Origin of the sequence: Streptomyces sp. NPDC058880 (assembly GCF_042742535.1) — a bacterium.
Lineage (GTDB): Bacteria > Actinomycetota > Actinomycetes > Streptomycetales > Streptomycetaceae > Streptomyces.
The window spans coordinates 12,414-30,090 of record NZ_JBHYMC010000001.1; the positions used below are offsets into that span (position 1 = coordinate 12,414).

Here is a 17,677-nt window from a genome sequence, read left to right on the forward strand (position 1 = left end):
GTGCGTTCTTCCACGTCAGCGTTCACTCTCCTACGGTTCCTGAGTAACCACAAGAGAGCCAAAAGAGAGGGACGGCATGGCCATCACCCTGATGAACCCCACCGGACTGCCGGAGATCGGCGCCTACCGGCAGGTGTCGGTCGCGACCGGGTCGAAGCTCGTCTTCGTCGCAGGGCAGGTGTCCTGGGACGAAGACGGGGCAACGGTCGGCGCGGGCGACCTCGCCGCACAGGTCGAGCAGTGCTACCTCAACGTCGGCATCGCCCTGGCCGCGGTCGGCGGTTCCTTCGCGGACGTGGCGAAGCTGACGGTCCACGTCGTCGACTGGACCCCCGACAAGATGCCCCGGCTGATGCAGGGGATCGCCCGGGCGGCCGCGAAGCTGGGGGTCACCCCGGTCCCGCCGGCCACGCTCCTGGGCGTGGCGGCCCTGGACGTGCCCGAGCACCTCGTGGAGGTCGAAGCCACCGCCGTCCTGGACTGACCGGGCCCGGTCGGCGGCCCCGGGGTGCGTCAGTCACCAGGTGGATCCGACGTGTCCCGGGCCGGCGGACCGAGGCGGAGACGGGACGGATGTACGCGCGGCGCCGCAGCCTCAGCCCCGCCGGGTGACGGGATCCGGTACGGCCGCCCTGCGGGCGTGCAGCACATGGGCGTCCAGCGGCAGGGAGCTGTGGCCGACGAGTTCGAGGCCGGCATCGGCCAGGAGGCGGGCGTAGTGGTCGGCGCGGCGTTCTCGCCCCCCGACGTTGCACAGCATGTGCAGGTCCCAGGCGGTAGCCAGGGAGGGCGAGCCGTCGGCGGGCAGGAGGCGCTCCACCACGAGCAGGTCGGCGTGGGTGGGCATCGCACGGGCGCAGTACCGCAGGATGGCCCTGCAGCGGTCGTCGTCCCAGTCGTGCAGCACGCGGGAGAGGACGTAGACGTCGCCGCCGGGCGGCACGTCGGCGAAGTCGCCCACCTGGTAGTCGCAGCGCGCTCCGCAGCCTCCGGCGTCGAGCCGGCGGCGGGCGGCCTCGACGGCGTGCCGCCGTTCCAGCAGGACGCCGCGCAGGCGCGGGTGAGCGGAGAGGATCCGGCCGAGGAGCTCTCCGTTGCCGCCTGCGACGTCGACGACGGTCGCGGGCTCGGGGGACTGGGCGGCGGCTGTGATGACCGGGTGGGTGGGGAGCGGCTGGAACATCCGTGCGCTCGCCGCCATGGACTGATCGAAGAGCGAAGCGAGTTCGGGGTCGCGGGCGAAGTGGTCGAAGTGGTTCTCCCCGAAGATCTGGTCGAAGGCCGGCTGTCCGGTGCGCACCGCGTGGTCGAGGCCGCCGAAGGAGCGGTAGAACGGGCCGCCGTACATCAGGGCCAGTGGCCGCATCGAGCCGGGCGCGTCCGCCCGCAGCAGAGCGCCGAGTTCCGTGAGGCGGAATCCCTCCCGCTCCTCGGCGACGGCGCCGATCATGGCCAGGTGGCGCAGCAGCACGGCGAGGCTTCGGGGCTGCGCGCCCATCCGCCGGGCGAGGTCCTCGGGGCGGGACGCGGTACGGGTCTGCAGGGCGTCGGGCAGGCCCAGACGGGCGAAGGCGGCCAGTGCCTGGGTCGTCCACGCGCCGGTGAGCAGGTGGAGGAGCGTTTCGGCAGGCGGTCGGGCATCGGGGCGGGCACGGCCGAAGCGGTCCGGGCGGTCCAGATGGGCGAGCGTGTCCCGGTGGTCACCGCGGGCGTAGAGTTCCAGCCGCCCGTAGGCGCAGGACGCCTCGGTGGGGAGGGTGAAGTAGAGGACCGTACCGTCCTCGTGCGGGTTGTAGCCGCCGCCGTCGGGCCTCGCGCCGTGGCGGACGAGGATCGCGCACAGGCCCCGCAGCGCCACTGGTTCCGGGTGATCGATCTCGAAGGCGAGGTGCGCCTCGTGCCGGCGCGCGCGTTCGTGGGCGGCGATCCCTTCCAGGCCGGAATGCGGAGGCACGGTCAGGGCGAACACCTCGACCGCGCGCCGTTGCCCGGCGGAGCCGTACACCGGGGGGCGCAGGATCCGGACGTCGAGCTCCGCCGGGTCGCGCCCGTGGCGGCGGGCGAGCCGTTCACGGACCACCACGCTCGGGTGGGACGGGGTGTCGATGTCTAGTTCGCAGGCGGCGAGTTGGGCGCGCAGGCCTTCCACGTCAGGCGGAAAGACCAGCAGCCCCGCGTGGGCGAACCGACAGCGCCCGGCCAGCGCGCGGAGGTCCGGCCCGTCGAGTCCGGGCAGGAGGAGCGGGAGCAGGTCGGCGCTGTCGTGCTCGCGGACGAACCGGGCGGCCGCGCGCAGGTCTGCGACGTCGTCCGGAAGCAACGTTTTGTCGGGCAGGGTCGTCGTCATCGTGGGGGTGTCCTCGGGCCGGTACGGGGCTGAGCAGGGCAGGGCGAAGCAGGCGGAGGGCTGAGCGTCACGGGAGGCGGCGCGGAAGGGGAGACCGGGGAGGTGCGCCGCGGCGGGTCACACGCCGACGTAGTTCTCGGCGAACCAGTCCTGGTGGATGCGGGACGTGCGCAGCGAGTTGAGCCGGGAGCGCTGGAGACCCGCCTGGAAGTGCGGTCCGGCACCGGCGCCCGGGCTCCCTTCGGGTGGCGCGTGCAGGAGGCGGGTCATCCATCCGGTGAACTCCTGCGCCCGCCAGATGTGCGCCAGGCACCGGTCCGAGTACGCGTCGAGTCCCGCGGTGTCCCCCCGCAGGAGGGCGTCCGCGAGGGCTTCCGCCAAGATCTCGGCCTCCAGGACGGCGAGGTTGGCGCCCTTCGCGGCGGCCGGGGCGAGCAGGCTCGCCGCGTCGCCCGCCAGCAGCAGCGAACCGTGCCGCAGCGGTTCGACGACGTCGCAGGTCAGGTCGAAGACCCCGCGTTCCAGGAGTCGGCCCCGTTGCAGCGGGCCGTGGTCCGCCGCGCGCATGCGGAGGTCGAGCTCGTCCCAGAGGCGCTGCTCGGGCCAGGCGTCGGCGGGCGCGCCGCGCTGCCACTGGAGGTAGTAGCGGGTGACGTCCGCGGTGCGGGCCATGTGTCCGGCGAAGCCCCGGCCGTGGACCGCGTATCCGACGGCGTCGAGGCTCGGCGGCGTCTCGGCGAGCAGGCCGAGCCAGGTCACGCCGTGGTCGTGGTGGTGGTAGCGGGCGGTGCCCGGCCGCAGTGAGCGGCGGGCGGCCCCGTGCCGGCCGTCGCAGCCGGCGACGTACCGGGCGTTCCACCGGATGGAACGGCCGTCGGGCTCGCGGGTCGTGACGGACGGCCGGGCGCTGTCGGCGTCGTGCACGGCGAGCGCGTCGGTGTGGAAGCGGATGCGTCCACCGATGTCGAGGTAGTGGGTCAGCAGGTCCGTGACCAGGTTCTGCTGCGGGTAGACGTGGTGCCGACCGCCTTGGCCGAGAGTTCCGTAGTCGAGGCGGAACCGGCCGTCCTGCGTGCGGAACTCGCATGCGCCGTGGCGGCGGCCGTCGCGGTGCAGGCCGCCGGCGAGGCCGTAGCGGTCCAGGATCCGCACGGTGTTCGGGGCGAGGAACCCGGCGCGGGCCCGCGTCTGCACCCGGGCGCGGGAGGCGCGTTCAAGGATGAGGCAGTCGATCCCGGCGGCGTGCAGCAGGACTCCGAGTACGAGCCCGGCGGGGCCCGCTCCGAGGACCACCACGTCGGCCGATCTACAGGATGTGTGAGGGTCGTTACGTTCCGTCATAACGGGTGAAGCATAAGCACGCGTAGATCCACCGACCTACCCAAGCCATCCGAAGGCGGGAATAAAGTGACTATCGGTACGGCTGTCGCTCCCCGGCAAATCCGGGCCCCCAGGCCGGATTCCACGCCCTTCCGGTGGTACGCGCCGGGCGTACGGAAGCACGCGCGCTCTCGCGCACGCCCCACCGTGTGCCCGGCCGTTCGGCCTATCGCCCCGGCCCGGCACCCGACGGATTCCGAGCTCCGCTGAACCCGGCGCCGCGCCCGTACGTGATGTTCGCGTCGGCCGGCGATACGAGGGAGAACCACCCCATGCACAACGAGGAATCCGAGACCCCGGCGGGGCCCGCACTCACGGCCGCCACTGCCGCCCCGACAGCGAGCGCGGCGGGCGGTGACGTGCTGATCGCGAACCGCTACCGGCTGCTGTCCCGGCTCGGCGCAGGCGGCATGGGCACCGTCTGGCGGGCCCGCGACGAGACCCTGCACCGGGAGGTCGCCGTCAAGGAGGTGCGGGTTCCGGCCGGCCTGCCGGCCGGTGACATCGCACGGATGTACGGCCGGTTGGAGCGGGAGGCGTGGGCGGCCGCCCGGATAGGCGGCCGCAACGTGGTGACGGTTCACGACGTGGTCATGGAGGACGACCGGCCGTGGATCGTGATGGAACTGATCCGCGGGCCGTCGGTGGCGGATCTGCTGTGTGCCGGGGGACCGCTCGCCCCGCGGCACGCCGCACGCATCGGCGCGGAGGTGTTGGGCGCGCTGCGCGCCGCGCACGCCGTCGGGGTCGAGCACCGGGACGTCAAGCCGGCGAACGTGCTGCTCTCCGAGGACGGGCGGGTGGTACTCGGCGACTTCGGCATCGCGACGGTCGAGGGCAGCACCGCCCTGACCATGGCCGGCGAGGTCGTCGGATCCCCCGAATACCTGCCGCCGGAACGGGCACTGGGCCGTCCGTCGGGCCCGGAGTCCGACCTGTGGTCCCTCGGTGTGATGCTGTACGCGACCGTGGAGGGGATCTCCCCGTTCCGGCAGGACACCGTGCTGGGCACCCTGCGGGCCGTGGTGGAACAGGAGCCGCCGTCGCCGACGCGGGCCGGCCCGCTCACCCCGGTCATCGCCGGACTGCTCCGCAAGGAGCCGTCGGAGCGAACCCCCGCCGCCGAAGTCGCCGCAGCCCTGCGGGACATCGCGCAGGGGACGGATGCCGTCACGGCCTCCTCCCGCGTCGTCCCGGCCCCCGCGCAGACCGTCGAAGGGACGGCCTCGGCGACGGCCACCGCCGTCTCCCGCGCACCGGAGGAGGTGTCCGCCGGGCGGCAGGACGCGCCCGAGCCGCCCGCCGGGCCCCGTGCGGATTCCGGCCCGCCGCGCCGACGCCGGACGGCGGCCTTCGCCGCCGGCGCGGCCGCCTGCCTGCTGGTCGCCGGCGGTCTGGCCCACGCGCTCACCCGCGGCGACGGTGGCGGCGCCGGCACCGCCGCCGCGGCGGGTGCCGGCGTACGGATGTCGGTGACGGGCACGAACACGACCTACAGCGGCAGTTGCCCGACTCCCGAGGGCCGGGCCCCGGCGTTCACCGCGACGTTCAGCGCGTCCGAGCCCACGCTGATCTCCTACCGCTGGGTGTCCGGCGACGGCTCGGTGGTGGACCCCCAGTGGCGCACCATGTCCGTCGGCGGCGAGGCCAACCCGACCGGACGCGACACCGTACGCCTGGCGGCCTACGCGAAGACGGGCACCCTGACCACGGGGATGGCGGTGGAACTCCAGAGCCCCGCCCGGGTCCTCTCCCGCCCGGTGCCGTTCTCGATCACCTGCACCGGCTGAATCCCCCGTCCGCCTCAGCGCCGCAGGTCGCGCAGGACCTCGCGGGCGGCCCGCGCGCCGGAGGCCATCGCGCCCTGGACGGAGCCGGTGGCCCGGTGGTCGCCGCACACGTACCGGCCCGGCGCCACCCGCGTGGTGCGGGTCAGCGCCTGGGGCGGTGCCATGGCGGGCAGCGCGTCCTCGACGGTGCGGACGGTGAGGAGGTCCCAGCCGTCGGTGTCCGTGCCGTACGCCTCCGCGAGCGCCGCCCGGAGCTCGCGCTCGCGGCCCTGGCCGTCCCTGCCGAGGACCGAAGTGGCGACGAGACTGCGGCCCCGCGGGGCGTAGGAGGGCACGACCTCGCTGAGGACGCAGGTGTTCAGGAAGCGGCGGCGGGTGTCCACGAGCAGCGTGGGTTCGCCGAGGGGCGACCGCTCGGCGACGTGGTAGTACGTCGTCACGATCCGGTAGTCGGGCAGGGCGACCTGGGGCAGCAGTGCCGGAACCGTCCCCGGGCCGGTGGCGACCACGACGGCGCGGGCGGGGACCTCCGCGCCCTCGGCGGTCAGGACGCCGTCCTCCGTCAGCCCGGCCGCCGGGGTCTCCAGCCGTACGGTGCCCTCCGGCAGGCCGGTCGCGAGGGCCCGCGGGACCGCCCCGATGCCCTCGGCCGGCAGGCACACGGTCCCGCGCAGCATGCTCCGCCACACCAGGTGGAACACCCGGGCGGAGGTCTCCAGTTCGTCCTCCAGGAAGACCCCTGCCAGGAAGGGGCGCAGGAACCTCTCGACGAATTCCTCGGAGAGCCCCGCGTCGGCCAGTGCGGTGCGGGTGGCGGTGTCCGGACGCCGTTTGATCCGGCCGGGGGGCAGCAGCATGTCGCGGGCGGACAGCAGGCCGAGGGCGGTCAGGTCGCGCGGTCCGGCCGTGCGGACCGCGCGCAGTCCGGGCAGCGCGCGCGGCCGGCGGGTCGGATCGCTGAAGCGGAGCCGACCGGCCGGGGTGTGGACGAGGAAGCCCGGTGTGAAGGGCCGCAGCCGGAGTCGCTTCAGGTCGAACCTGCGCCGCACCTGGGGGTAAGCGGTGTTGAACACCTGGAACCCGCGGTCGACGACGAAGCCACCGATCCGGTCGGAACGCATCCGGCCGCCGACCGCGTCGCCCGCCTCCACGACCCGTACGCTCACGCCGGCCGCGGCCAGATCCCGGGCGCACGCCAGCCCGGCGACTCCGGCCCCGACGACCAGTGCGTCCGTCGCCTCCAGGGCTGAAGACATACGACCACCTCTCTCACATGTCGCTCCGATACGGCCCGCGCCGCCCGTTCACTGTGTTCCGCTCATCGCCCGGACACGGATGCGACACCGCCCGGGGGCTCGGCCGCCGCCCGTCCGGCCCCCCGCGGCCCCCTCGTGCGCCCCTGCCGCGGCGCCCGCCGGCCACCGCATGCGATCCTTCGAGCATGACGACGAGACGACGGGGCCAGGCCGAACGGGACGCGATGACGGTCGAGATCGGATACGCGCTGCTGAGCGCCTGCTTCCTCGGCGCCGTCGTGTTTGCGGCGATCGCCGGGCCGGTCGCCGTGTGGGACCTGCCGGGCGGGTTCGAGGACTTCCTCGTACTGGCCGGCGCGTCGATGGGCGGAGTCCTCGGGGTGCTTCGGGTCGTCCACGTCCTCTGGCAGCACGGACGCAATCGCTAGGACCGTGCCGTCCGCAGGCTGCCGGGGCCGCGCTGCCGGGCGCCGCGCCCGGAGCCGCGTACGGGCTCCGGGCGCGGCAGCAGGTGTGTCAGGCGCCGCCCACGGCCATGGGGGCGGTCATCTCGGCGAGGACCGTCCGGCGGTCCTCGCCGGCCCGGGGGCGCAGGGGTCGGGCCAGGCGAGCGCTGTCGTAGTGCCAGCGGTGGTCCAGATCGCGGGGGACGGATCCGATCTCGTCGAAGGCCGGCCGGGTGCCCGAAAGTTCCGCGAGATCCTGGGCGAGGTCACGCCAGGAGACGTGGCCGCTGCACGCGTTGGCGATCCCGTGCACGGGGCGGTCCAGGCATTCGGCCACCGCGCGGGCCAGGGCGGCCGCATGCACCCAGGCGGCGCCGTACCAGTCGTGTCCGCCGGTTCCGGGACGCGGGAGTTCGATCGGCAGACCCTGACGGGCCGCCTGGTACAGGGAGCCGATGGCGCCCCAGCGCAGCTGCTCGCGCAGCCGGTCGTGCGCGCCCCAGACGATCGGCGACCGCACCGCGCTCGCTCCCCCGCGTCCCGCGCTGCCCGCGGCACGCAGCACCATGGCCTCGCAGTCGAGCTTGGCCTTCCCGTACGGGCTGACCGGCTCGTGGGGCGGTGCCTCCTCGGCGACCCGGTCCGTGCCGGGGTGCCCGTAGGCGTCGACGCTGCTGACGAAGACGAACGGTCCGCGCCGCCAGGCGCCGACCATCGCCTCCATCGCCGCCAGGTCCACGTCGTGCCGGGTGAAGGTGCAGGCAGCGTGGACGACGGCGTCCGCCTGTGCGACGGCGTCGCGCAGTCCGGCCAGGTCGGTGAGGTCGCCCTCGACGACGTCGACGCCCTCGGTGGCGATCAGGTGGGCGGACTCGGGCCGGGCCAATGCCAGCACCGGACGCCCCTGGGCCACCAGTTCACGTACCACGAAGGCACCCACCCCGCCCGTCGCGCCGGTGACCAGCACCGTCCCGGAGCGGGCGTCCCGGGAGCGCGGGGCCGGCCGGCTCGCAGCCTTCGCCGCATTCTGCTGCGCGGCCCGTTCGTCGAGGAGCGCGGTCAGTGCCCGGGGCGTACGGGCCTGGAGCACGTCGAGGCCCGTGAGCGGCAGCCCGAGGTCCGTGCGCAGCCGTTCGGCGAGCTGCACCGCCTTGAGGGAGTGGCCGCCGAGCCCGAAGAAGTCGTCGTCCGGCGACGGCCGGACGCCGAGCACGCCGGTGAAGGTCTCCAGGACCGCTTCGGCCCGGGGGCCGGGCGGGAGGCTCGGCACCGGCGCCCCGGGCAACCGTGCGGGATCGAGCGCGCCGCCGGCCGTCCGCGGCAGCGCGTCGAGCAGCGTGACCGCCGCGGGTACCGTCTCGGGGGCGAGCGACCGGCGCAGCAGACCCAGGAGTTCGTGACCGGACGGGCCGGTGCTGTCGTGGAGGACGGCATAGGCCACGGACAGCCCGTGGGGGAGCCGGACCACCGCGGCATCGGCGACCTTCGGGTGGGCGCGCAGGGCCTGCGCCGCCGGATGGGGGTCGCCCTGCGGCGCCGAGCCGTCCCGGGCAGTGGCGCCGGCACCCGGGTCCGGATCTTCCTCCCCGCCGGCGGGCCGTGGCGTGCCGTGGTCCGGGCCGGCGGTCGCCGGCTTCCGCGGTGCGGCGGAACCGGCGTTCCGCCCGTCCGCGTCCGCGTCCACGACCCCGGCTCCGGGGGCGCGGCCGTGGCGGGCGGGGGGCAGCGAGCCGAGGGGCCGCTCCGGGTCCGCGGCCACCGCGTGCAGCAGGTCCGCGTAGTCCTGTACGGCCGCCTGCGCCGTGCCCTCGTCCAGGGTGTTCGCGTCGTACTGGACGAGCGCCTCGGGCCGGTCGGCGCTGCCCAGGGCGAGGCCGTACGACAGGGTGAACTTCGCGCCGTCGGAGGGGATGTCGACGTACTCGGCGGACGTACCCGGCAGCTGGAGCACGGTCGGCTCCCCGAGGACGTCGGAGGTGACGCGCACCAGCGCGGTCCCGTCGGCGCCGCGCGCCCCGGCGCCGAGGCGTTCCAGGACCAGGTCGAAGGGGATGTGCCGGTGGCGCTGGGCTTCGAGGAGCGCGTCGTTCACGCGTCGCAGCAGCTGGGCGAAGGACAGGTCGCCGGAGACCTCCACCCGCACGGGCAGGGTGTTGACGCACAGTCCGACCAGGCCGCGCATGGCGGTTCCGCTGCGGTGGGTGCCCGCCACGCCGATGACGAGGTCGTCGTCGCCGGTGAGCCGGTGCAGCGCGGCGAAGGCCGCGGTGAGGGACACCGCGAAGAGCGTGGCCCGCCGCTGCGCGCCCAGCGCCCGCAGGGACTCGGGCACGGCGGGCGCGAGGGGCAGGCTGCGCGCTGCTGCGGGGCGCCCGGCCGCGTCCGGCGTCGGCCCGGGAAGGCTCGGTGGGGCGGCGTCCGCCAACAGGTCGCCCCAGCGCTTCAGGTCCGCCTCCAGGCCGGGCAGGCCGTCGTGTTCGCGGCGCGCGTGGTCGGCGTACTGGGGCGCCGCCGTGAGCGTGTGGGTGTCGGTGCCGTCGGTGGCCGCCGCGTAGAGGACGGCGAGTTCGGCGGCGACGGTCTCCAGCGAGGCGCCGTCCATGGCGATGTGGTGGAACGTCAGCAGCAGGGTGTGGTCCTGCGGGCCGTGGCGCAGCACCAGCGCCCGTACGGCGTCGCCCGCCGCGAGGTCGAACGGCCGGGCCGCCTCGCGCCGCAGCAGCACCGCAGCCTGCGCCGGGTCGGTGTCGACCACGCGGACGGGGACCGTGTGCGGTGTCGGGAGCACCTCCTGCCGGGGCTCGCCCCCGTGCTCCGTGTAGCGGGTGCGCAGGATGGTGTGTCGGGCCACCAGCGAGGTGAGCGCGGTCGCGAACGCGGCGGCGTCGAACGGGCCGCGCACGCGGGTGGCGAACGGTACGTGGTAGGAGTCGCCCGCGCCGCCCAGCCGCTCCATCAGCCACATGCGGCGCTGGGCACGGGACAGGGGTGCGCCCTCGGCCTGCGGGGCCCGGCCGGGCCGGCCCGCGGCCGGGGCGCCGGCAACCCTGTCGGGGGCGGTGCCCCCGACGGTTCCGGCGTCGGCCGTCGTGCGCCGGGCCGTTCCGGCGCGGGCCCGGCGCAGCAGTTCCCGCTGGAGTTGCTGCCGGTCGCGGGCCGCGGGGTCGGCGTCAGTGGGCATCGCTGTGCTCCGGGGTGTCGGGGTGGAGGTCGCGGTGGGTGGCCAGGAGGGCGCGTTCGACCAGCGCGGCCTGTGCGGCGACGGTCGGTGCGGCGAAGAAGTCGGCGAGGGGGATCTCCACGCCGAGTTCCTCGCGCAGGTCCTCGGTGACGGCGAGGGCGAGCAGGGAGTGTCCGCCGAGCAGGAGGAACTCGTCCTCGGCGCGGGTGACCTCGATCCCCAGTGCCTGCCCCCACACCTCGGCGACGGCCTGTTCCAGCGGTGTCATCCGGGCCGCCGGCTCTCCGCCGGCAGCGCTGTCGGCGGTGCAGGGGGCGCGCCCGATGAGGGCGCGCCGGTCGATCTTGCCCGCTGGGGTGAGGGGAAGCCGCTCCAGCACGGCGACGGCGTCGGGCACCAGGTGGGCCGGCAGGACGGTGGTGAGGCGCTCCCGCAGGGCGGCTCCGGCGGGCACCGGGCCGGGCGCGGCGACGACGAAGGCGACGAGGCGCGCCTCGGGGGTGCCGCCGCCGTCGACGGTGACGGCGGCGTCGTCGACGTCCGGCTGCTCGCGCAGGGCGTGTTCGATCTCGGCGGGTTCGATGCGGAAGCCGCGGACCTTCACCTGGTCGTCGTTGCGGCCGTGGAACTGCAGGACACCGTCGGGGCGTCGGGAGGCGATGTCTCCCGTGCGGTAGAGCCGGCCGCCGCCGTCGGGGTGCTCGACGAAGCGTTCGGCGGTGAGTTCGGGCAGGCCGGTGTAGCCGTGCGCGAGCCTGCTCCCGCCGATCCACAGTTCGCCCCGCTCCCCGTCGGCCACCGGGTGTCCGGCGGGGTCCAGGACGTGGGCCGTGGCCCCGTGGACGGGCCTGCCGATCGGTATCTGCGCGTCGCAGTCCTGCGCGGTGACCCGGTGGGCGGTCGCGAAGGTGGTCGTCTCGGTCGGCCCGTAGCCGTTGACGAGCTCCAGCCAGGGGAAGGCGGTGAGCACGTCGCGGGCCTGTGCGGCGGCCATTGCCTCGCCGCCCACGACGACCGACCGGAGCTGGGTGAAGACGCGGGAGCGGCGCGCGGCGAGTTGGTGGAAGAGGGCCGTGGTGAAGAAGGCCACCGTCACGCCGTGGCGTTCGACCTGCCGGGCGAGGTCCTCCAGGGAGGGCCTCTGCTCGGTGCAGACGACGACCGCGGCGCCGTTGGCGAGCGCGACCCAGACTTCGAACGTCGAGGCGTCGAAGGTCATGGGCGAGTGGAACAGGACGCGGTCGCGGCCGGTGAGGGTGACGTAGTCGGGCTCGGTGACCAGCTCGGCGATGGCCCGGTGGGGCACGAGGACGCCCTTGGGGCGGCCGGTCGAGCCGGAGGTGAACATGATGAACGCCGCGCCGTCCGGGTCGCAGCCGTCGGCCGCCCGGCTGCCCGTCAGCGGCTCCTCGGGCAGGGCGAGGACAGGGCCGGGGAAGGGGGCCGCGTCCAGCAGCTTCGCGTCGCCGACGGTGAGCGTCACCTCCGCGTCGGCGATCACCGCCTCCGTGCGCGGCCGGGGCTGCGCCGGGTCGAGGGGTACGCACGCGGCTCCGGCGAGCCAGAGGCCGAGCTGGGCGACGACCGTGCGGTACGAACGCGTCGTCAGCAGAGCCACTCGGTCGCCGCGGGTCACTCCGTGTCCGCGCAGGCGTGCGGCCAGGGCGTGCCCGGCCTGGAGGAGGCGGCCGTAGGTGAGGGTGGTGTCGCCGTCCACGACGGCGAGTGCGTCGGGGGTGAGCTCGGCGTGCCGCGCGACCAGGGCCGGCAGCGTGGTCGCGGACTGCGCGGCGGTCGGGGTCATGGCGGGCTTCGTCATGTCAGTTTCCTTCCGGGTGCGGGGTCCGGCGACGGTCGATGAGGGCGGCGACGGCGCGCAGGTCGGTGCTGCGCAGCAGTTCGGGGGCGCGCAGGCGCACTCCGGTCTCGCGTTCGACGGCGGCCAGCAGTCGGGCGGCGATGACGGAGGTGCCGCCGACATCGGTGAAGTTGTCGCCGAGGCCGAGGCCGGCTCCGGGCCGGCCGAGGAGCTCACGGGCGGTGGTCAGCACGAGCAGCTCGGTCGCGGTGCCGGTGGCCTCGGCCGGGTCGTGCGCGGTCCCGGCAGCGGGCGCCGCGTCGGCCGGGACCCCGGTGGCCAGCTCGGCCAGGGCCGCCAGGGCGGGGCGGTCCACCTTGCCGTTGGCGTCGAGCGGAAAGCCGTCGACGATCCGGACGGCCGCGGGGACGGCCTGCTCGGGGAGCCAGGAACGGACCGCGTCGAGGAGCTCGCCGGGCGCCGGGCCGGTGCCGTCGGCGGGCCGTACATGGGCGACGAGACGGCCGTGGCCGGAGCTGTCGCGCAGCACCGTGACGACGGCGGTGCGCACGCGGGGGTCCTGCTCGAAAGCGGCTTCCACCTCGGCCGGTTCGATCCGCACTCCGCTGATCTTCACCTGGTCGTCGAGGCGGCCGAGGAAGTCCAGGCTGCCGTCGGCGTTCATCCGTACGCGGTCGCCCGTGCGGTAGACGCGGTCGACCTCGGACAGCGCCGGATCGCTCGGGGGCGCGGTGAACCGGGCCGCGGTGAGTTCCGGATCGAGGTAGCCGAGCGCCAGGCAGTGGCCGCCGACCCGCAGTTCGCCTTCCTGGCCACGGGCGACGGGGCGGCCTTCGGCATCCGTGACGACGAGGGTGACGCCGGGCAGTGCGGTGCCGATCGGGGGCGGGGTCCGGTCGCCGGCCTGCGGGTCGGTGCCGTGCATGGTGTGGGCGGTGGTGAGGACGGTGGCCTCCGCCGGGCCGTAGGCATTGTGGACGGTGGCGGTGACGTCGCTGCCGGGGCGGCGGCGCATGCGGTCTCCGCCGACGACGAGGTGACGCAGCTTCAGGCCTTGCGGCCACGGCCGGTCCAGCAGCGGTTCGACGGTGGGGGTGGCCGCCACGGCGTGGGTGAGGGCGGTGTCGCGCCACCAGTCGGTGAGGACGTTCGAGTCCCAGCGGGTGTCGTCCGGGGCGGGGACGAGGGCGGCTCCCGCGGTCAGGGCGGCCCACAGTTCCATCAGGTGCGGGTCGAAGGCGACACCGATGAGCAGGGACTGGCGGTCGCCCGGTGCGAGGCCGGTCTCGGCCCGGTACCAGTCCAGGGCGACGGAGAGCGAGGACTCGGCCACGGCCACTGCCTTGGGGCGGCCGGTGGAACCGGAGGTGAGTACGGCGTACAGGGCGCCGTCGGGGGCGCGCCGGGTGCCGCCCGTGGGGCCGGCGAAGGCCGCCACCGGGGTGGCGGGGGCGTTGACCCCGTCGACGGGCAGCGGCAGCGGGGTGTGCTCCCCGCCGCGGTGCTCCGGGGGCAGGGCACCGGGGTCGCCGACGAGGCACGCGACGTCGAGGTCCTCGGTGACGGCCCGGATACGGCGTTCGCCGGGGCGGGGACCGAGCGGCAGGTAGACCGCACCGATCCGGGCCAGGGCCACGGCGGTCACCACCAGGGCGGCGGAGCGGTCGAGGCAGACGCCGACGAGGTCGCCGGGCCGGACGCGGTCGCCCAGGGCTGCCGCGACCCGCGTGGCAGCGACGTCGAGGTCCTGATACGTCCAGGTCCGGGTGGAGTCGATCACTGCCGGGGCCTGCGGGGCGCGCCGGGCCCACTCCTCGAAGCGGGCGAGGACGCTGCTCGGTGCGGCGGCGGGCCCCTGGGCGATGCTCGGCCCGGTGCCCGGGAAGGCGTCGAGGCCGGTGTCGTGGGGGGTGGTGGGAAGGGCTGTTGCGGTCGGGGACTGGATCATCACGACTCCGTGGAAAGTGCGGTGGTGGCGAGGGCGGCGGCCTGGTCGGCGAGCACGGGATTACGGAAGAGCACCTTCAGCGGCGGGCGGGTGCCCAGCCTGGGCTCCAACCAGGCGGCCAGCTCGGCGGCCAGCAGGGAGTGGCCCCCGCTGTGGAAGAAGTGGGAGCCGGTGTCGAACCGGCTGTGGCCGAGCACCTTGCGCCAGCCTTCGATGAGCAGGGCCGTCATCGGATCCCCCGAGGCGGCGGGCGTCGGCTCGGGCCCGGTGCCGGCCGGGGCGTCGGACTCGCTGCCGGACCCGCTACCGGTGTCGGAATCGGGTGCCACGGTCCCGCCGGGTTCGAGCGCGGCGGCGCGGCGGGACAGGGCCGCACGGTCGGGCTTGCCTCCGGCGAGGGTGGGCATGCTCTCCAGCCGCGCCCAGCGGGCCGGGACCAGCGGGCCGGGAAGGCGGCGGCTCAGCTCGGTGTGCAGGGCCTTCTCGTCGAAGTCGGCACCGTCGGCTCCGCCAGCCCCACCGGCCCCGGCTCCGTCGGCGAGGAAGCCGACCAGCCGGGGGCCGCCGGGGGTCTCCCGGTCCAGCACGACGGCGCAGGAGCGGCCGCCGAGCACCGCGGAGGCCGCCGCCTCGATCTCCTCCAGTTCGATCCGGTGACCGCGCAGCTTGATCTGGTTGTCGCGCCGCCCGAGGAAGTACAGCAGACCGTCCAGACCGCGGTAGCCCAGGTCACCGGTGAGGTAGACGCGCTGCCCGTCGAGTGCGTCGACGGTGACGAACCGGGCGGCGGTGGCCTCCGCGTTGCCCGCGTAGCCCTCGGCGAGGCCCGGCCCGGCGACGGCGAGTTCGCCGACCGCGCCGGACGGCAGAGGGCGGTGGTGGGCGTCGAGGACGTGGATCCGCTCGCCCGGGAGCTCGGTGCCCAGGGGGATCTCGACCCCCTCGGCGAGGGCGTCGCGGGAGATCTCGTGGACGGTCGAGCTGATGGCCGCCTCCGTGACGCCGTACACGTTGAGCACGGTGGCGTCGGTGTCGGCGAGGATCCCGCGCAGCGCCTGCGCCGGGAGGCGTTCGCCACCGAGGACCAGGAGCCCGGGGGTCCAGCTCCCGTCGCGCAGGACCGGGCGCAGGTCCTCCCGGGTGGCGAGGAAGTAGCTGGTGGGCAGGTTCGCGACGGTCACCCGGGCCGACGCGAGGAGTCCGGCGAGTTCCGTACCGGTGGGCACCTCCTGCTCGGGCAGCACCAGGCACGCCCCGGCGTACAGGGTGGGCAGGACCTCCTCCAAGGACACGTCGAAGGACGGCTGGGCGAACATCAGGACCCGGTCCGAAGTGGTGAGGCCGAACCGGTCGGCGGTGGCGGTCAGATGGTGGACCAGCGCCGCGTGGCCGACGGCGACGGGCTTGGGCGTCCCGGTGGAGCCGGAGGTGTGGATGACGTATGCGGTGCCGGGCAGTTCGGCGGTCCCGTGTGCGGGTGGCAGTACGGGGGCGTCGATCCGGGCGGTCGGCAGTCCTTCCGGCAGGTCCGGGGCGTCGTCACCGGTGAGGACGATCGCGGGGTCGAGCCGCTCCAGCAGCAGGCCGAGCCGGGCCGACGGGTCGGACGGGGACAGCGGGCAGTGGACGGCGCCGGTCCGCAGGCAGGCGAGCAGGGCGACGACCGCGTCGGTCCCCCTGGGCAGGACGGCGGCCACCGGCCGGCCGGGGGTCACACCGGCGTCCTTCAGCCGCTCGGCGAGCGAGCCGACACGTGCGTCGAGTTCGCCGTAGGTGATGCGGCGGGCACCGCACAGCAGGGCGGGCAGGGACGGGTGGTGTGCGGCCGCGGGGTCCAGCGGATCGCGGTCGGCCGGGACGGTCGGGGCCTCGGCGGCCGGCTCGGCAACGGTCGGGGCCAGGTCGGCCAGGGGCGTCGTGGGACGGTCGAGATAGGCGCGCAGCAGGTCGAGGAAGCGGCCGGAGACCAGACGGGCGACGTCCTCGCCGAACAGGTCCGCGTCGTAGTCCCACACCAGCGTCATGCCGGGCGCGCCGTGGCGGGTGGTGACACCGCGCCGGTCGTCCGGGAGCAGGACCACGTCGAGGTCGAAGCGGGTGGTGCCGGTGTTGAAGCCCTCGAAGAGGGTGATGTCGAGGCCGGGTACGTCGATCTCGGGAAGGGGTGCGTCGTGGGCGCTGAACATGACGGAGAAGAGCGGGTTGTCGGCGCCGGAGGTGTGCATGCCGAGGGCCCGGGTCAGTTCCTGGACGGGAACGTCCTGGTGCGGCAGGGCCCGGATGAGCGTGTCGGTGACCTCGTCCATGACGTCCTGGGCGGGGGCGGTGCCGTCCAGGACGATCGCCAGCGGGATGGTGTTGACGAACATGCCCACGGCGTCCTCGTATCCGAGGGGACGGTTGCCGACGGCGGTGCCGATGACCATCCGGGAGCGACCGCTGTGCCGCCGCAGGAGCTCGGCGAACAGTCCGAGGAGCGTGGCGAAGGGGGTCAGTCCCCGGGAACGGGCGTGCTCGCGCAGGCGTTCGGCGAGATCGGCACCGATCGTCTGGCGCAGCTGTCCGCCGTGGTGCCGCCGGCGGGCGCCGGGGCGGGTCAGGCCCGGCAGCGGCATGTCGTGCTGCTGGTCGAGCAGTTCGGTCCGCCAGAAGTCCAGCGATGCGCCGGCGTACCCGGCTTCGGCACGCTCCCGGACGTGGTCCTCGTACGACGAGGCGGGCGGAAGCTCCAGGGGCTCGCCGAGCACATGGGCGCGGTAGACCCGGAAGACGTCGTCGAGCAGGATCGCGAAGGAGTGCCCGTCGTGGATCAGGTGGTGCTCGACGTGGACCAGCCGGTGGTGGTGCTCGGACAGCCGTACGAGGGTCCAGCGGATCAGCGGTGCCTCGAAGGTGTCCAGCGGGGTCTCGGCCTCGGCGCGCAGGAGGCGGGCGAAGGCCGCCTCGGGGTCCTCCTCCGTGCTGAGGTCGCTGGTGCGCAGCCTCGGCGCACACTGCGGCGCGACGCGCTGTGCCGGTACGGAGCCTGCGGAGGCGACGAGTTCCAGGCGCAGGCCGGGGTGGCGCGCCAACGTGGCGGCGAGCCCCTTGTGCAGCGCCGCGGGGTCGAGCGTGCCCCACAGGTCGAGTGAGGCGGTGAAGTTGTAGGCGCGACTGCCGGGCTGCATCTGCTCGTGCAGCCAGACGATCTCCTGCGAGGAGGAGAGGGGAAGCATGGGCGATCCCTGAGGTTGTGGGTCGGTCTTCGCGCCGGTCACGGTCGTGTCCGGTGGTCGTGCGGGCGGCATCGCGGGTCGCACGATGCCGTTGTCTGCGTGGGGGGGGATTGCCGTGGGGGCTCGGGGTGCGGGCGGCGGCGGGCGTATCGGGGGCCGCGGTCCGGGGGGCCGCGCCGGTACGGCGCGGCTGGGCGCGGTGGGGTGGAGTGGGGGCGGGCGCGGGGCGGTCGGGTACCGGGGGCGCGCGGGGCGCCAGCGGGGCGGCGGTCGGCCCGGATGGCGGGGCGGCCGA

General features: G+C 75.0%; 10 protein-coding genes. 3 read left to right on the forward strand and 7 right to left on the reverse strand.

The genetic code is table 11. The features are described 5' to 3' along the window. The first annotated feature begins 76 nt into the window (after positions 1-76). The gene (locus ACFW2G_RS00065; RefSeq protein WP_037922319.1) at positions 77-484 is read left to right on the forward strand and encodes a RidA family protein; all 408 of its coding nucleotides are present in this window, start codon (positions 77-79) and stop codon (positions 482-484) included. A 111-nt stretch (positions 485-595) separates the two neighbouring features. Here ACFW2G_RS00065 and ACFW2G_RS00070 read toward each other — a convergent pair whose 3' ends face one another. Together ACFW2G_RS00070 and ACFW2G_RS00075 are read right to left on the reverse strand one after the other, a co-directional pair. Next, complete coding sequence (locus tag ACFW2G_RS00070) at positions 596-2,347, reverse strand: methyltransferase (RefSeq protein ID WP_384448868.1); 1,752 nt, start codon at positions 2,345-2,347, stop codon at positions 596-598. A gap of 117 nt (positions 2,348-2,464) precedes the next feature. After that, complete coding sequence (locus ACFW2G_RS00075) at positions 2,465-3,643, reverse strand: 4-hydroxybenzoate 3-monooxygenase (protein WP_384585276.1); 1,179 nt, start codon at positions 3,641-3,643, stop codon at positions 2,465-2,467. Between the two features lie 356 nt (positions 3,644-3,999). Here ACFW2G_RS00075 and ACFW2G_RS00080 point away from each other — a divergent pair, with 356 nt between their 5' ends. Beyond that, entirely contained in the window at positions 4,000-5,517 is a 1,518-nt protein-coding gene (locus ACFW2G_RS00080) for a serine/threonine-protein kinase (RefSeq protein ID WP_384680798.1), read from the forward strand. Positions 5,518-5,531: 14 nt separating this feature from the next. Here ACFW2G_RS00080 and ACFW2G_RS00085 read toward each other — a convergent pair whose 3' ends face one another. Next, positions 5,532-6,773 (reverse strand): NAD(P)/FAD-dependent oxidoreductase, encoded by a 1,242-nt coding sequence (locus ACFW2G_RS00085; protein ID WP_384448859.1) that lies wholly within the window; start codon positions 6,771-6,773, stop codon positions 5,532-5,534. A 185-nt stretch (positions 6,774-6,958) separates the two neighbouring features. Here ACFW2G_RS00085 and ACFW2G_RS00090 point away from each other — a divergent pair, with 185 nt between their 5' ends. Next, positions 6,959-7,201, forward strand: coding sequence for a DUF6332 family protein (locus tag ACFW2G_RS00090; RefSeq protein WP_384448856.1), 243 nt, complete (start codon positions 6,959-6,961; stop codon positions 7,199-7,201). An 88-nt stretch (positions 7,202-7,289) separates the two neighbouring features. Here the strand turns inward: ACFW2G_RS00090 and ACFW2G_RS00095 are convergent, their stop codons facing one another. The 4 genes from ACFW2G_RS00095 to ACFW2G_RS00110 are packed head-to-tail and all read right to left on the reverse strand — an operon-like array spanning position 7,290 to position 17,382. After that, entirely contained in the window at positions 7,290-10,400 is a 3,111-nt protein-coding gene (locus tag ACFW2G_RS00095) for a condensation domain-containing protein (RefSeq protein ID WP_384585148.1), read from the reverse strand. Then, positions 10,390-12,219 carry an amino acid adenylation domain-containing protein gene (locus ACFW2G_RS00100; RefSeq protein ID WP_384448850.1) on the reverse strand — a complete coding sequence of 610 codons (1,830 nt, stop codon included), beginning with the start codon at positions 12,217-12,219 and terminating at the stop codon, positions 10,390-10,392. Before ACFW2G_RS00100 ends, ACFW2G_RS00095 begins: the two co-directional genes overlap by 11 nt. A gap of 1 nt (position 12,220) precedes the next feature. Beyond that, a complete protein-coding gene (locus ACFW2G_RS00105) occupies positions 12,221-14,167 on the reverse strand; it encodes a non-ribosomal peptide synthetase (protein WP_384585151.1) in 1,947 nt (648 codons plus the stop codon). Next, positions 14,167-17,382, reverse strand: a complete 3,216-nt coding sequence (locus ACFW2G_RS00110) for an amino acid adenylation domain-containing protein (protein ID WP_384585154.1) — start codon at positions 17,380-17,382, stop codon at positions 14,167-14,169. Before ACFW2G_RS00110 ends, ACFW2G_RS00105 begins: the two co-directional genes overlap by 1 nt. Positions 17,383-17,677 lie beyond the last annotated feature (295 nt).

Excerpts from the sequence above, each read along its gene's own strand:
- ACFW2G_RS00110 (WP_384585154.1), bottom strand. The coding sequence starts at position 17,382 with ATGCTTCCCCTCTCCTCCTCGCAGGAGATCGTCTGGCTGCACGAGCAG.
- ACFW2G_RS00070 (WP_384448868.1), bottom strand. The coding sequence starts at position 2,347 with ATGACGACGACCCTGCCCGACAAAACGTTGCTTCCGGACGACGTCGCA.
- ACFW2G_RS00090 (WP_384448856.1), top strand. The coding sequence starts at position 6,959 with ATGACGACGAGACGACGGGGCCAGGCCGAACGGGACGCGATGACGGTC.
- ACFW2G_RS00085 (WP_384448859.1), bottom strand. The coding sequence starts at position 6,773 with ATGTCTTCAGCCCTGGAGGCGACGGACGCACTGGTCGTCGGGGCCGGA.
- ACFW2G_RS00095 (WP_384585148.1), bottom strand. The coding sequence starts at position 10,400 with ATGCCCACTGACGCCGACCCCGCGGCCCGCGACCGGCAGCAACTCCAG.
- ACFW2G_RS00105 (WP_384585151.1), bottom strand. The coding sequence starts at position 14,167 with ATGATCCAGTCCCCGACCGCAACAGCCCTTCCCACCACCCCCCACGAC.
- ACFW2G_RS00100 (WP_384448850.1), bottom strand. The coding sequence starts at position 12,219 with ATGACGAAGCCCGCCATGACCCCGACCGCCGCGCAGTCCGCGACCACG.
- ACFW2G_RS00080 (WP_384680798.1), top strand. The coding sequence starts at position 4,000 with ATGCACAACGAGGAATCCGAGACCCCGGCGGGGCCCGCACTCACGGCC.
- ACFW2G_RS00065 (WP_037922319.1), top strand. The coding sequence starts at position 77 with ATGGCCATCACCCTGATGAACCCCACCGGACTGCCGGAGATCGGCGCC.